General features: G+C 45.1%; 11 protein-coding genes and 1 pseudogene. 8 read left to right on the forward strand and 4 right to left on the reverse strand.

What is annotated here, in order from left to right; genetic code table 11:
* Nucleotides 1-7 precede the first annotated feature (7 nt).
* The 6 genes from mobA to AC6I8Y_RS08375 all read left to right on the forward strand — a co-directional run bounded on the left by mobA (nt 8) and on the right by AC6I8Y_RS08375 (nt 4,921).
* The gene (gene mobA / locus AC6I8Y_RS08350) at nt 8-601 is read left to right on the forward strand and encodes a molybdenum cofactor guanylyltransferase MobA (RefSeq protein ID WP_498019886.1); all 594 of its coding nucleotides are present in this window, start codon (nt 8-10) and stop codon (nt 599-601) included.
* An 11-nt stretch (nt 602-612) separates the two neighbouring features.
* Complete coding sequence (locus AC6I8Y_RS08355) at nt 613-2,391, forward strand: bifunctional molybdopterin-guanine dinucleotide biosynthesis adaptor protein MobB/molybdopterin molybdotransferase MoeA (RefSeq protein WP_498019887.1); 1,779 nt, start codon at nt 613-615, stop codon at nt 2,389-2,391.
* Between the two features lie 40 nt (nt 2,392-2,431).
* Nucleotides 2,432-2,698 carry a DUF2960 domain-containing protein gene (locus AC6I8Y_RS08360; RefSeq protein ID WP_042501483.1) on the forward strand — a complete coding sequence of 89 codons (267 nt, stop codon included), beginning with the start codon at nt 2,432-2,434 and terminating at the stop codon, nt 2,696-2,698.
* A gap of 141 nt (nt 2,699-2,839) precedes the next feature.
* The gene (locus AC6I8Y_RS08365) at nt 2,840-3,856 is read left to right on the forward strand and encodes a DUF2817 domain-containing protein (protein WP_498019888.1); all 1,017 of its coding nucleotides are present in this window, start codon (nt 2,840-2,842) and stop codon (nt 3,854-3,856) included.
* A complete protein-coding gene (locus AC6I8Y_RS08370) occupies nt 3,838-4,584 on the forward strand; it encodes an alpha/beta fold hydrolase (protein WP_498019889.1) in 747 nt (248 codons plus the stop codon). The genes AC6I8Y_RS08365 and AC6I8Y_RS08370 overlap by 19 nt, the downstream gene beginning before the upstream one ends.
* A gap of 82 nt (nt 4,585-4,666) precedes the next feature.
* Complete coding sequence (locus AC6I8Y_RS08375) at nt 4,667-4,921, forward strand: hypothetical protein (RefSeq protein WP_394154143.1); 255 nt, start codon at nt 4,667-4,669, stop codon at nt 4,919-4,921.
* Between the two features lie 24 nt (nt 4,922-4,945).
* Here AC6I8Y_RS08375 and AC6I8Y_RS08380 read toward each other — a convergent pair whose 3' ends face one another.
* Complete coding sequence (locus AC6I8Y_RS08380; RefSeq protein WP_234495987.1) at nt 4,946-5,581, reverse strand: LysE family translocator; 636 nt, start codon at nt 5,579-5,581, stop codon at nt 4,946-4,948.
* Nucleotides 5,582-5,732: 151 nt separating this feature from the next.
* Between AC6I8Y_RS08380 and AC6I8Y_RS08385 the strand changes: the two genes are divergently transcribed.
* A complete protein-coding gene (locus AC6I8Y_RS08385) occupies nt 5,733-7,214 on the forward strand; it encodes a carboxypeptidase M32 (RefSeq protein ID WP_498019890.1) in 1,482 nt (493 codons plus the stop codon).
* Nucleotides 7,215-7,321: 107 nt separating this feature from the next.
* Here AC6I8Y_RS08385 and AC6I8Y_RS08390 read toward each other — a convergent pair whose 3' ends face one another.
* The 3 genes and pseudogenes from AC6I8Y_RS08390 to AC6I8Y_RS08400 all read right to left on the reverse strand — a co-directional run bounded on the left by AC6I8Y_RS08390 (nt 7,322) and on the right by AC6I8Y_RS08400 (nt 13,385).
* On the reverse strand, nt 7,322-7,840 hold the full coding sequence (locus tag AC6I8Y_RS08390; protein ID WP_252014513.1) for an outer membrane beta-barrel protein: 519 nt from the start codon (nt 7,838-7,840) through the stop codon (nt 7,322-7,324).
* A 172-nt stretch (nt 7,841-8,012) separates the two neighbouring features.
* A pseudogene (hrpA, locus tag AC6I8Y_RS08395) lies at nt 8,013-11,848 on the reverse strand (ATP-dependent RNA helicase HrpA).
* 205 nt (nt 11,849-12,053) lie between these two features.
* Nucleotides 12,054-13,385, reverse strand: coding sequence for a MipA/OmpV family protein (locus tag AC6I8Y_RS08400; RefSeq protein WP_234495984.1), 1,332 nt, complete (start codon nt 13,383-13,385; stop codon nt 12,054-12,056).
* 251 nt (nt 13,386-13,636) lie between these two features.
* Between AC6I8Y_RS08400 and AC6I8Y_RS08405 the strand changes: the two genes are divergently transcribed.
* The gene (locus AC6I8Y_RS08405; RefSeq protein WP_498019891.1) at nt 13,637-13,972 is read left to right on the forward strand and encodes a VC1380 family protein; all 336 of its coding nucleotides are present in this window, start codon (nt 13,637-13,639) and stop codon (nt 13,970-13,972) included.
* Nucleotides 13,973-13,980: the final 8 nt, after the last annotated feature.

The raw sequence follows: 13,980 nt of genomic DNA on the forward strand, positions 1-13,980 counted from the left end.
AATAACTATGTTGCATCCAACTCAGACTAGTTGGGTCATTCTTGCTGGAGGGCAAGCCTCTCGTATGGGTGGCAATGATAAAGGTCTTATCGAGTTTAATGGTAAGCCACTCATTGAACATGTGTTAGAGCGATTGGCTACACAAACTCAATCCATCACCATCAATGCCAACCGCAATCAAGATAAATATGGGCACTATGCCCCTGTGATCAGTGATACTTACCCGGATTTTCCGGGTCCACTTGGTGGTATCCATGCGGGTCTTGCCTCAGCAAAAACAGACTGGGTCGGATTTGTCCCTTGCGATAGTCCTTTCGTAGACGAGTCTGTGGTTGAAAAATTCTGCCAAGCGGCCAAACAAGACAGTGACATACTGGTCGCTCACGATGGAGACTTCCATCAACCAGTGTTTACTATGTTCCACAAGCGGGTGTTACCAACGCTAGAAGCGTTTCTCGAGCGAGGAGATCGTAAGATCATTCTGCTCTATAGAGAATGTCATACAGAGTACGTCGATTTCTCTGATAATCCAGAATGCTTTGTAAACCTGAATACGCCAGAAGAACTCGCTAAATTAGCGATTGCCAACGATCAACAGTAAAGAGCCTATTTATGACTATCAAGTCCATCAACAACGTCCCCCTACTCGGCTTTGCTGCATACAGTGGTACCGGAAAAACGACCTTACTCGAAGCGTTGCTACCCATGTTAACTGAGACAGGAATACGTATTGGCGTACTAAAACACGCTCATCACAACTTTGACGTAGATAAACCGGGTAAAGACAGTTACCGCCTTCGCAAAGCGGGCGCGAGCCAAATGTTGATCTCTTCTCGCTATCGCCACGCGCTTATGACGGAAACGCCAGATTCCGAAGCTGGCTTCGAATACTTATTATCTCGATTTGACCATAAGGCACTCGATTTGATCCTAGTGGAAGGATGCAAAAACATCGCGTTTCCAAAGATTGAATTAAACCGACAAGAAGTGGGTAAACCTTGGCTTTACCCTAGTGACGACAACATTATTGCTATTGCATCAGACAGTGAACTCGATGTTGAACTTCCAACCATGAGTATCAATGATCTCAATGCGATTAAGACCTTCATTCTGGGTTATGTGCAAAAGCAAGAAACACCAAAAGCAAATGCTGCCGCATGTTGCGATACTTTATCTCCAGCGTTTCTTTCCGTTGTACAAGGGCAAGAGAAAGTCCTAAATGCAGTCGAAGCGATTAGTGCGTCGGAAACAGTGACAATCACAGAGGCATACGGACGAGTCTTGCTCGATGACATTAGTTCACCAATCAATGTACCGGCTTATACCAACTCGGCGATGGATGGCTATGCGATTATTGGCGCTGACAACCATCGTACCCAGTTCGATGTTGTAGCAAGTGTGATGGCAGGACACGGATATGACAAAGCGTTAGAGCCAGGTCAAGCAGTGCAGATCATGACAGGTGCTCCTATGCCAGTTGGCGCAGACACGGTCGTGATGAGAGAACAAGCACTGGTAGATGGTAATTCAGTCGGCTTTGGCGATGCAGCGATCAAAACAGGTCAGAACGTGAGACAAGCTGGTGAAGACTTAGCCGTTGGACAAGCTGTGTTTACCTCCGGAACCTTACTTCAAGCACCTGAATTAGGCATGATAGCCTCTTTGGGTATGGATTCTGTGACGGTTAAACGAGCGCTTCGTGTCGCTGTTTTTTCTACTGGAGATGAAGTTCAAGCACCAGGTACACCGTTACAGGCAAACTCTATCTACGACTCGAACCGATTCACCATCATGGCTATGCTTAAAAAGCTAGGCTGTGACATTGTTGATCTCGGCATTTTAGAGGATGACGAGAGTGTGATGGAACGTGCTATTGTCGAAGCCAGTGAGAGCGCTGATTTAGTGATTACCTCTGGTGGCGTGTCTGTTGGTGACGCGGACTTTATTAAGAACGTATTAGAGAAGCGCGGCAGCGTAGATTTTTGGCGAATCAATATGCGCCCAGGTCGTCCTCTCGCGTTTGGCGATATTAATGGGGTTCCGTTCTTCGGCCTTCCAGGTAATCCTGTTGCGGTAATGGTTTCATTTATTAACTTTGTTGAACCTGCAATTAAGAAGATGCAAGGTGTACAAAACTTCGCTCCACTCAAAGTTCAAGCCATTGCGACAGAATCATTGCGCTCCCGTCAAGGTCGAACTGAGTTCAGTCGTGGGGTGTACGAAGTGGACCAAGAAAGCGGCCAACTCTCGGTTAAAACGACAGGCAAGCAAGGCTCAGGTATCTTACGTTCAATGAGTGAAGCAAACTGTCTGATAGAGATAGCTCCACACATCGATACCGTAAAACCCGGTGAAAGCGTGACAATCATCCCGCTTCAAGGCAGAATCTAGCGCTTAGATTTGTCAGGCATCAAATACAATAGGTAACACCATGGCGCGTACCATCATCTACGAATACAAAAACGAAGAGAAAACACTAACGTTTTCTTATCAGCAGCACCGTAATATCCATGAGGCGGTCGCAGAAGCAGAAGGTATCGACCTGACAGAGTTCCTGAAAATGGAACAGCAAATCGAAGCCATTTCTGACACCAAGGCAGTTCGCAACTATCGCGACAATCACTTCAAAAAGCTTGGTTTTGGTAAGATCACGCTTAAACCAAAAGAGAATTTTGGCGTTGGTAAAAAGCCAATGTAAAAACACTGAATAGAAAAGCACCGAGCATCACGCTCGGTGTTTTTCTATTTGGACGAATGTAATTGAACTCGATTGAAATGAATAGTTCACATTAGTGTCGATTAAACTCTCTAAACTTAGCTTAAAACACTGAGTTTATTTATGTTTGTCGCAACGCCCAAAGAACTAGAACACATTGAAACGTACGCTGAGCGCTACGATGAATTGTCGCTGAAAACGCTCACGTACATCAAGCATGGTCAACATGAGTTTCCAGTGCAAATGCTTTCATTGGGCACAGACAAGCCTTCTGCTCCTTGCCTTGTTTTAACTGGTGCTATTCACGGTGTTGAGCGAATTGGAAGCCAAATCATCCTGTCTTTTCTGAAAAGCTTGTTGAGGCGTGTCGAGTGGGATATGCAACTACAGGAAACCTTAAACACTATAAAAATCATCTCTATCCCAGTCGTCAACCCATGGGGCGTAGCATTGAAAAATCGCTCAAACCATAGAGGCGTAGACTTGATGCGCAATGCCCCTGTTCACTCTACCAACCCTCGCTATCAGTTGTATGCGGGGCAATCTATAAGCTCTAAGCTTCCTTGGTTTCGAGGTAATCCAATAGAGATGGAACAGGAACTCACTGCCGTATCAACATGCATACTCAACCTTGCAAAACAGTCGTCAGCGACCATCGTACTAGACCTACACAGCGGTTTTGGTACCAGAGATCGCTTATGGTTTCCTTTTGCGCATCACAAACGGCCACCTAACAACCTCCATGAGTTTTATCTGCTCTATTCAGTGTTCAGAAAGAGCTACCCACATTACAAACTCTATCAATTTGAGCCTCAGTGGCATCAATACACCACACACGGAGATTTTTGGGATTGGATGCATTTAGAGCATTATAAAGACTCCTGCTCTCCCTTTGTGCCACTGACGCTAGAGTTAGGGTCTTGGCTGTGGGTTAAGAAAAACCCTATGCAATTACTGAGCTTTAGTCAGTTATTTCACCCCACCAAACCACACAGAATAAAACGTGTCGAGAGGCGACACAGTACCTTGCTTAGCTACTTGATGCAGGTGCTCAACAACGACCTTTTAATCAATATTACAGATATACAGCAAGAGAAATTAACAAGGAAAGCGACGAATTTATGGTACCCATCGTCTTAGTTAGAGGCCTGCTAAGGGAAGCAGGGCACTGGCATTTTTTGGTTGGAGCATTAAAGGAGCTTGAGCCGGATTTGCACATTTACACACCTAACGTACCCGGTAACGGAGACCTGTATAAGGAAATAAGCCCTCTACAAATAGAGCAAATGTTGGACGCCGTCATAGAGCAATTGCCACCTGATATAGGCAGTTACCATATCATTGCAATTTCAATGGGCTCAATGCTGGGTTCATACTGGGCACACCAAGTACCTCACAAGGTAGCTAGCTTGACTCTCATCAATCCAAGTTTTGCTCGATACAGCCCAATTAACGAACGCTTTAATCTAAAAGAGATACCTAGACTCTTAATTTCAAAGCTTCGCGGTTCTCAGGCATTCGAAAAAACCATACTAAATCTCACCTATCCAAACCACGTTCTCAATCCGAGCATACTTTCGTATCACCTGGCTTTAAATGAAAAGCATCCCGTTAAATTCTCCAACGCGCTCAGACAGCTTTTCGCCGCTGCTCGGTTTGCGGGACCGGAAAACTCTCCGTCATGCCCTACTCAAGTTATCACAAGCAATGACGATAAATTAGTGAATAGTTTAGCGGGAAAACGTATCGCTGAAGCTTGGAAAGTCGCCCATATTCCCTTTGATAGTGACGCGCATGATCTTCCAGCGGACTCGCCCACAGAATTAGCACTATATTTGCTCCATTGGCTAAAAAAAGTTGAGGCTTAATGGAACTTGTGTCGTGAAATGGTAACTAAACAATCATTGGATTCTTACAATACAACAAGCGTTTAACTTCTATTGGATTAAAATGTTTCGAATCACTTGTTCACTAGCGATGCTACTTATCTTGGCAGGCTGCGCGTCTCATAATCAGTTTGCATCTGAAAAAGACCTACACCATCACAACACAGAAGCGAGAAACTTCTGTAAGCAAATGGAAGATGCCGACCACTACTATCAATGTTTCGATAGATACCTGTTAAAAGGCTCTTCTGTCACCATGCATCAATTTTTGCGTACCAAACGCTCACTTGAGCAGGCTATCGATACTCGCTCAAGCTAAGTTTCGTAGCCGACTAACTAAAGATTAGATAGTCGGCTCTTCCAACAACAATTTTACCCCTAGTCCAACCAAAACCAAGCCCGTCGTTGCTTCCATCCAACGGATGAATTTAGAGCTTTTCAATAACGACTTCGCTGAATTAAGCATTCCTGACAGACCACACTGCCATGCCATCGCGATGATAAAATGAATACTCGCCATAACCATTGATTGGACAAGCGGCGAGTACTCCGGGTTAATGAACTGCGGCAAGAACGCTAAGTAGAACACGGCTGTTTTCGGGTTCAAAACATTAGAAAGAAAACCCTCTCTCAAAGAACGCTTTCCTTGAACTCGTTGCTCACGCCCTTCGCTGATTGACATTGCAGAGGCATTTTTTAACGATCGAAGACTCGAAATACCCAACCAAATTAGGTATGCCGCCCCTACACTTTTCACCAAGGTGAATAACTCCGCAGACTGAGTCAGAATCACCGAGATTCCGAGCGCCGAAAAGCTTGCGTGGACAAATAGACCGAGACAAATCCCTAAGCTCGTCACCGCACCATCATGAAAACCACCTCTTGTGGTATTTCTGATCACCAAAGCCGTATCAAGACCGGGGGTGAGAGTAAGAATAGTGATCGCGATTAAAAAGGCTTCGAAGTTGAGAATATGCATATGGATAAGGGCAAAAGTAGAACAATAGTCTGATTCTGCTCCAATGCGTATTAAAAAGCCATCAACATTTTACAACTTGATAGCATTATTCTTTTCGCAACCTATTGTTAATGTTAACGTATAGCCCTCGTTCATGCGAAAGGTCACAGACATGGAAAACTACAATAAACTCGTTGAGCACTTTAAAACCATTGCCAATTTTGGTCATCTTTCGGCTATCTGCGGCTGGGACGCTGCCGCGATGATGCCATCAGGTGGCAACCAGGCACGTTCAGAAGCGATGGCGCAACTTTCTCTTCATATCCATCAATTATCGACTGCGCCACAATTAGGCGAATGGTTTGATAAAGCAGAATCAGACAACTTAGATGCCAAGCAGCAGGCAAGCTTGGCAGAGATGAAACGTCAGTGGCGCTTAAAAACAGTTGTCCCGGAAGATCTAGTGAAAGCAAAGTCTCTCGCTGGCTCGAAATGCGAGCATGCATGGCGGACGCAGCGTGGTGAGAACGACTGGACGGGGTTTTGTACTAACTTTGAAGAAGTCGTCAATCTATCTCAGCAAGAAGCGCAGATTCGCGCTGAGCAGTCTGGATTAACGCCTTATGATGCCATGCTTGATATTTATGAGCCCGGAGTCAATTCTAAACAGCTCGATACCTTGTTTGGTGACTTGATATCATGGCTGCCTAGCCTTACCCAAGAAGTCATTGAGAAACAACAATCTGAGTCCGTCTATTTGCCAAACGAGCGCTACGCGACGGCAGAACAGAACGCGCTCGGTTTGGATGTAATGAAGTTGCTTAACTTCGATTTCGACCATGGTCGCCTCGATATTAGCTCACACCCATTCTGCGGAGGTGTCCCGCAAGATGTAAGAATAACAACTCGATACGATGAATCTGATTTCGTTCAATCACTAATGGGAATCGTACACGAAACCGGTCACGCGCGTTATGAGCAAGGGCTACCAGCCGAGCTTTCTGGATTACCTGCAGGTGAAGCGCGCTCGATGGGTATTCATGAATCTCAATCGCTATTTTTTGAAATGCAATTAGGTCGTAGTAAGGGCTTCATTGCTCACCTTTCTCCACTCGCACAAAAACACTTTACGTCGAATGATGCTAAGGTGTTTCAACCAGAAAACCTTCAAAAGGTCTACACTCGCGTACAACCGGGCTACATTCGTGTAGATGCGGATGAGTTGACCTACCCTGCTCACGTTATTCTTCGTTATGAAATTGAACGTGATCTTATGAACGGCAAGATTTCCTTCAAAGATATTCCAGAGCTATGGGATCAAAAGATGCAGCAATATCTTGGTCTTTCTACTAAAGGCAATTACAAAGATGGCTGCATGCAAGATATCCACTGGACAGATGGCGCGTTCGGTTACTTCCCGTCATACACACTGGGTGCGATGTATGCTGCTCAATTTATGGCAGCGATGAAACAAACTGTGAATGTTGATGACGCCATTAAATCTGGAGACCTCACACCGATATTTACTTGGTTGTCTGAAAACATCTGGAGTAAAGCGAGCTTGTTATCAACCGACGCATTGGTCAAACAAGCGACCGGAGACGTCTTGGACGCCAAATTCTTCGAGGCGCATCTGCGTTCGCGCTATCTGTAGTGGCTTATTTGGTGCCACTCATGATTCCAACTAACACAAGCAAATAATTGCTCCAAAACGAAAAAAGCGACCTAAAAGGTCGCTTTCAATAACTCATCTGACAACGATTAGAAGATGTGAAGAGTCGCGTTAATAGTAAAGCTATCTAGATCTTTGTCGCCAGAGAACGTCGTTTTAACGCCGTTGAAACGCTGCCAGCTTGCACCGATAGAAAGCATGTCAGTTACAAAGTACTCAGCGCCCACACCGTACATGATGTCAGTACCGCTATCGCTGCCGTTCAAGCTGCCTTTGTAGTCTGCGTTGTAGTAGTGAAGACCACCTTTCGCATAAAGCTGGATTGGACCAATATCGATACTTGGCTTAAGCGCTGCGTACCAAGAACCCAGTTCAGCGTAACCAGTCGCACCGTCGTTAGCTGTCATATCGTAATTACCGTGCTTCCAGTAACCACCTTCAATACCGATGATTGGTAGGATACCAGTACCAACGTGGAAACCCATTGGTGTATCGCTATTACCATTGTATTCAGCACGACCAGCTGAAACACCACCGTACAACCAAGCATCAGCGAACGCAGATGTTGAGGCACCAACAAGCGCAAGCGCTAAAAGTGTCTTTTTCATTTGTAACCTTCTTGTTTAATAGAATGCGGCGAATCCAATCAAAGCCACCGCGGAGCCTTATATATCACACACTATATCTCGTGAGAAACCGATAAGTTTTAATTTTTGGTAAAACCTTCATGTTTCTCAGAGACATAGATCAAAAATTTTGAGTAAACTCAACAATTCCGGCTTAACACGCGTCTATCGCATTTAGTACACGCTTGTCTGATACCGGGTACGGGGTACCGAGTTGTTGAGCGAAATAACTGACACGCAACTCTTCGAGCATCCAGCGAATCTCTTTGACGTTCTCTGGTATTTTCATACCTTTAGGGATCTTGTTCAGCAATTCTTTGTAATCTTGTGTTACCGATTCAACTTTAAGCATGTGCATGCGATCTCGATTCGGGTCGATCGGAAGTTTTTCCATGCGTTTTTCAATCGCTTTTAGGTAACGCAAGATGTCTGGAAGTCGTTTCCAACCACATTCAGTAGCAAAGCCTTTGAAGATCAAGCCTTCTATCTGCGCCTTAATGTCAGACAGTGCAAACGCCATCGAGAAGTCCACACGACCTTTAAGCTTTTTATTTATGTTGAATGCGGTAGTAAGAATGGTTTCAACTTGCTGAGCAATATCAACCACCGTATCACCTAACTCACCTCTTACATGCTCTTTTAGTGCTTCAAACTTATCTGAATCCCAAACAAGTCCACCCTGACCTTCTATAAGCTTATCAATACCGCAAGCTATGCAGTCATCAATCAGGTCGAGCACTTTGCCGTAAGGGTTAAAATACAGACCGAGCTTCGACTTATTCGGTAAGTTGGTGTGCAGGTACTTTATCGGTGATGGCACGTTCAGAAGCAACAACCTACGTTGCCCTTCTTTCATCACATGCTCTTGCTCTGCTTCTGTTTCAAACAGCTTGATCTCAACACTGTCTTTATTATCTACAAGCGCGGGATAAGCTTTAACATCAAACCCACCACGCTTTTGAGAATACACTTTCGGCAGTTCACCAAAACTCCATGTGTGCAGACCTTGTTGTTCGATATCGTCATCAGCAACTTTAGAAAGCGTCGCTTGAACCTTGTCTTTCAAACTCTCTTTGAGCTCGTAAAGATCGCGATTTTCCTTAAGCTTGCGGTTACGGTGATCGACCGCTCTGAACGTAATGCGCAAGTGTTCAGGTAACTGGTCTAGATTCCAGTCATCGCGTAACACTTCAACACCTGTCATTCGACGAAGCTCTTTCTCTAGAGAGTCAAGCAGTGGCGCTTCCATTGGCTTTGCTCTTGCCAAAAACGCGTCGGCGTAGTTTGGTGCTGGAACGAAGTTCTTACGAAGTGTCTTCGGTAGCGCTTTGATAAGACTGACCACCAACTCATGGCGCAGACCAGGGATCTGCCAGTCAAATCCGTCTTGATCGATCTGATTCAAAATCGGCAATGGTATGTGAACAGTAACACCATCGTTATCTTCTCCAGGCTCAAACTGATAACTCAGCTTGAGTTTGAAACCAGCTTGATGCCAGAAGTTTGGATAGTCGAGATCGGTAACATGGCTAGCGTCACCTTTAAACAGCATCTCTTTCTCGAAATTAAGCAGCTCTTTATTAGCTTGGCTCGCTTTCTTCCACCAAGTATCAAAGTGTCGCCCGGATACCACTTCGGTTCCAACACGCTGATCGTAAAAATCAAATAGCTCGTCGTCATCGACCAAAATATCGCGACGGCGAGACTTATGTTCTAGCTCTTCAACTTCTTGTAAAAGTTTTCGGTTTTGTTTGAAGAATGCGTGTTTTGTTTCCCAGTCACCTTCTACCAGAGCACTGCGCACAAACAGCTCACGACTGATGACAGGATCAATCGCGCCATAGCTGACTAAGCGCTTCGGCACAATTGGCACTCCATAAAGCATCACTTTTTCGTGAGCCATGACCGCGGCACGTTTTTTAGACCAATGAGGTTCGCTGTAGCTTCGCTTAATTAAGTGTTTTGCTAAAGGCTCAATCCATTCCGGTTGGATCTTGGCAATAATTCGGCCCCAAAGCTTAGAGGTCTCCACCAATTCCGCAGACATAATCCACTTCGGCTGCTTCTTAAACAAACCAGAAGCAGGGAAGATGTGAAAACGCGCATTACGAGCGCCTTGATACTCATTCTTCTCTTGGTCTTTAACACCAATATGCGATAACAAGCCAACCAGTAATGCGCTATGTACTGCTTGGTAGCTACCCGGTTCTTGGTTTAGCTTAGCATCCATTTCACGCATCGCTTGATGAATTTGGAAATAGACATCCTGCCACTCACGGACACGTAAGTAGTTTAAAAAATCTTGTTTGCACTGCTTACGGAACTGATTGCCTGATAACGCTTTTTGCTGTTTTTGGATGTAGTCCCATAGATTTACAAACGTTAGGAAATCCGACTCTTTGTCGAAGAAACGACGATGTTTATCATCAGAGGACTGCTGTTTGTCACTCGGACGCTCACGTGGGTCCTGAATCGACAGAGCTGACGCGATTACCATGACTTCTTTCAAGCAACCCAAACGCGGTGCTTCAATGACCATTCGCGCCAGACGAGGATCAATAGGCAGGCGAGCTAGCTTGCGACCAATCTGCGTTAGACGCTTTTTAGGATCTTTGGCTTTATCGTTAATCGCGCCGAGCTCTTCAAGCAAGCGAACACCGTCTTGGATGTTACGCTTGTCAGGTGCTTCCACAAAAGGAAACGCCTCGATGTCGCCTAATCCAAGTGCCGTCATCTGCAAAATAACAGAGGCTAAGTTAGTACGCAGAATTTCTGGGTCGGTAAACTCTGGGCGAGACTCAAAATCTTCTTCTGAGTACAAGCGAATACAGATACCCTCTTCCACACGCCCACAACGACCTTTACGCTGATTTGCGCTTGCTTGTGATACAGGCTCGATTGGAAGACGTTGTACCTTAGTACGGTAGCTATAACGACTTATACGTGCAGTACCAGGGTCAATCACATATTTAATCCCAGGCACCGTTAACGAGGTTTCAGCCACGTTTGTCGCAAGGACAATTCGTCGACCCGCATGAGGCTGGAAGATCTTGTTTTGCTCGCCAGCAGACAAGCGCGCGTAGAGCGGTACGATTTCCGTATCACGAAGGTTGCGCTTACCCAAGGCATCGGCGGTATCGCGAATCTCTCGTTCACCATTCATAAAGATCAAGATATCGCCTAGCCCTTCGTCACACAGCTCGTCGACTGCTTCAAAGATGCCTTCTAACTGATCTCGGTCACTGTCATCATCGCCGCGAAGTGGACGATAGCGAGTTTCAACGGGATAAGTACGACCAGACACTTCAATAATTGGTGCATCGTTGAAGTGTTTTGAGAATCGTTCTGGGTCAATTGTTGCCGAGGTAATGATGACTTTAAGATCGGGACGCTTAGGTAACAGCTCTCGCAAATAACCAAGTATAAAATCGATGTTTAGACTGCGTTCGTGCGCCTCATCGATAATGATGGTGTCATATTGATTGAGAAAACGGTCGTGCTGAATTTCGGCCAGCAGAATACCGTCCGTCATCAGTTTAATTTGTGTATTGTCTGAGATCTGATCGTTAAATCGAACTTTATAGCCAACAAACTCGCCTAGCGAGGTTTCCATCTCTTCCGCGATACGGTTGGCAACTGAGCGTGCTGCCAGTCGTCGTGGCTGTGTATGACCGATAAGCCCGAATTTACCACGACCAAGTTCTGAACAAATTTTCGGTAACTGGGTGGTTTTACCTGAACCCGTCTCACCCGCTACGATAACAACCTGATTTTCTTCAATCGCTTTTGCGATATCGTCTTTTTCTGGCTGACCGGAAGTAATTCAGGGTATTCGATATGGCGTGATTGAACGGCACGCTGCTCCGCGTCCATCATCGACTTAGCAATGTCCGCCGCGATCTCATCGAATACGGCGGCTTGAGCTTCTGGTTTCTTAATTTTTGATGCGCCAGCGATGCGCTTACTTAAACGAAAACGATCGCGGATCATGCAGTCTTTTAGTGCTCGTTTTAGAGACTGTGCATTGTTGGCTTTCGCTTGTGCTGGCTGATTGGAATCGTGAGAGGAAGTCAAAACATTCCCTAGTATTTTTTCTTATTAAAACTGGCGCGATTGTAGCACAGGTAGTAGATGTGGGTTAACTCGAGCGGATACAAAAAGCTCCGCATTTCGCGGAGCTTTTGTTCAATAATTCTTAAAAGTGGTACTGCAGGTAAACCGTACTGTAGTTACTGCCACCCTTGATACGACCAAACTGCGAAGACGCTTCAAAGATAGCGCTGCGGTGGTGCAAAGAGTAACCAAGCCACAAGTCTTCGAGTTCTGGCTTACGAATCAGAGAACCAATGCTGAGATCGTAGGAAATATCGATGTAGTTCATCAGATGACTTGCACGCTTCTCTTTCTTATCCATCTCTGACTGTTCGATATACGTAATATTATCGATGTACGATAAACCATTACCTACACCCAAGCGCATCTTCACTGGCCAGTTAATGGTGTAGTAGGCTTTGATAAGCGTAACAAATTCGGTACCTGAGTCTTGTACTTCCGAGTTCCAGTGATGGGCAATACCCGGACTCAAGTAGATATCAAGAGGTAAACCAAACAGTTCATCAGTAAGTGGGTGTCCATAGAACACCGACGTCACTTGGTTGTTATATGGGTCGCGTTTGCCTTTGAAAGTAAGAATGTCACCCATGTCTGACGGTGAAGCCCAACCGTGTGCTACTCTCACATAAGGCTTAGTGCTGATGTCACGGCTTACTTGCTTGGCTTTAGACGTGCTCTTTTTCTTCTCGTTAAAGAAACCGAAACCGACATAGACTTCGCCTTCAAATCGCTCTTTGACCACTGAGGAGTGATACGCCGCGTTATCCAGCATGCGAATATTCGTTGCACCTAATAGGTACAAATTTGATGTGACGTGGTAACGCGCATCAACACCCATCGCGTAATCGACGCCACCAGATAGGTTGTCGACCGTATCACGGTAAGTGCCGTAGTACTGAGTATTAAAGTCAGCATCTTTGAAACGCAAAGTGACATTAGGACGAACTTCGAGGTCGCCGTAGTCCAACAAACCTTGTAGGCGGAAGTTAGCATGGAAACGATTGTCACCATCCGTCATCAACTCCGCGTCATAATGCCACACAGGGTCAAAGTTATAACGCATTTGCAGACCGTAATCAGCGGTATCACCACCAACGGCATTTTGTTCATCTTCAGGGATATCGATGAATCGCATACGCGTTATCGCGTTGAACTCTAATTGTTTATCATCCGTTTTATAGAGGTGGGCACCTGCCATGGTACCGTCAAGAAAGACATAGTCGTTCTTAAAGAACATCATGGGAATGAAAGTACTTACAGTAGCATCACCGCCTTTTGTATCAAAAGGGATGTTGGCTGTACGCCAAACTGCTGCAATACCCCACTCCGCTTCTTGCGCAGACTCTTCGGCTTGTGCGACGGACGTTGCCATCATGGTTGCCGTAATCGCTAGCGCGAGATTTTTCTTAATCATGTCTTGCAGTTTCTCCAACTGGAAATGTTATCAATCAGTAAAAAAAGGGTCGAGAGCACGTGTTTGGGATGGTAAATAGCCTAACTTGTAAGGCTAATGCCAATTTCGCTTACAACGCTATCTCTTAAGAGAAGAGTTGTTATATTATGTTGTTATTACACTTATTATGTCACCTAACTGTGATTATCCGATACAGCTCAATAAATAACCAACAGTTATCAATGGCATAGTTTCCACTATTTAGACCAATCGTGAAAGTAGAAAAATTAAAAAACATCCTTAATAGTCTGCCTGTTGACAGTGATATTCATGTCGTTACTGGTGAAAAGTGGCTTCCTGAACGATTAGTCAATACAGAACTCGATAACGAACTGTTATTTCTAGAGTTTGACAATGCTCCTGATGAAGCATCTTCTGATGAAGAAGCGCGTGGTTTTGTTGAGCATGAGGTTGAACTGCTTCGCCGCAGATTGGAAGAAATCGTTGAACAAAGTAGTAACACGTCTCAACTACTAGACGCACTGACAGGTTTCTTTGTGATTGGGCATGAAGCAAGTAGCTCTGACTTTATAGAATTGCTAGAGTAAATGGAAAA

This window comes from Vibrio sp. KUL78 (assembly GCF_059725505.1).

Bases quoted from the DNA above. Each gene is read 5' to 3' on its own strand.
- mobA (WP_498019886.1), top strand. From the start codon at position 8: ATGTTGCATCCAACTCAGACTAGTTGGGTCATTCTTGCTGGAGGGCAA.
- AC6I8Y_RS08355 (WP_498019887.1), top strand. From the start codon at position 613: ATGACTATCAAGTCCATCAACAACGTCCCCCTACTCGGCTTTGCTGCA.
- AC6I8Y_RS08360 (WP_042501483.1), top strand. From the start codon at position 2,432: ATGGCGCGTACCATCATCTACGAATACAAAAACGAAGAGAAAACACTA.
- AC6I8Y_RS08365 (WP_498019888.1), top strand. From the start codon at position 2,840: ATGTTTGTCGCAACGCCCAAAGAACTAGAACACATTGAAACGTACGCT.
- AC6I8Y_RS08370 (WP_498019889.1), top strand. From the start codon at position 3,838: ATGGTACCCATCGTCTTAGTTAGAGGCCTGCTAAGGGAAGCAGGGCAC.
- AC6I8Y_RS08375 (WP_394154143.1), top strand. From the start codon at position 4,667: ATGTTTCGAATCACTTGTTCACTAGCGATGCTACTTATCTTGGCAGGC.
- AC6I8Y_RS08380 (WP_234495987.1), bottom strand. From the start codon at position 5,581: ATGCATATTCTCAACTTCGAAGCCTTTTTAATCGCGATCACTATTCTT.
- AC6I8Y_RS08385 (WP_498019890.1), top strand. From the start codon at position 5,733: ATGGAAAACTACAATAAACTCGTTGAGCACTTTAAAACCATTGCCAAT.
- AC6I8Y_RS08390 (WP_252014513.1), bottom strand. From the start codon at position 7,840: ATGAAAAAGACACTTTTAGCGCTTGCGCTTGTTGGTGCCTCAACATCT.
- AC6I8Y_RS08400 (WP_234495984.1), bottom strand. From the start codon at position 13,385: ATGATTAAGAAAAATCTCGCGCTAGCGATTACGGCAACCATGATGGCA.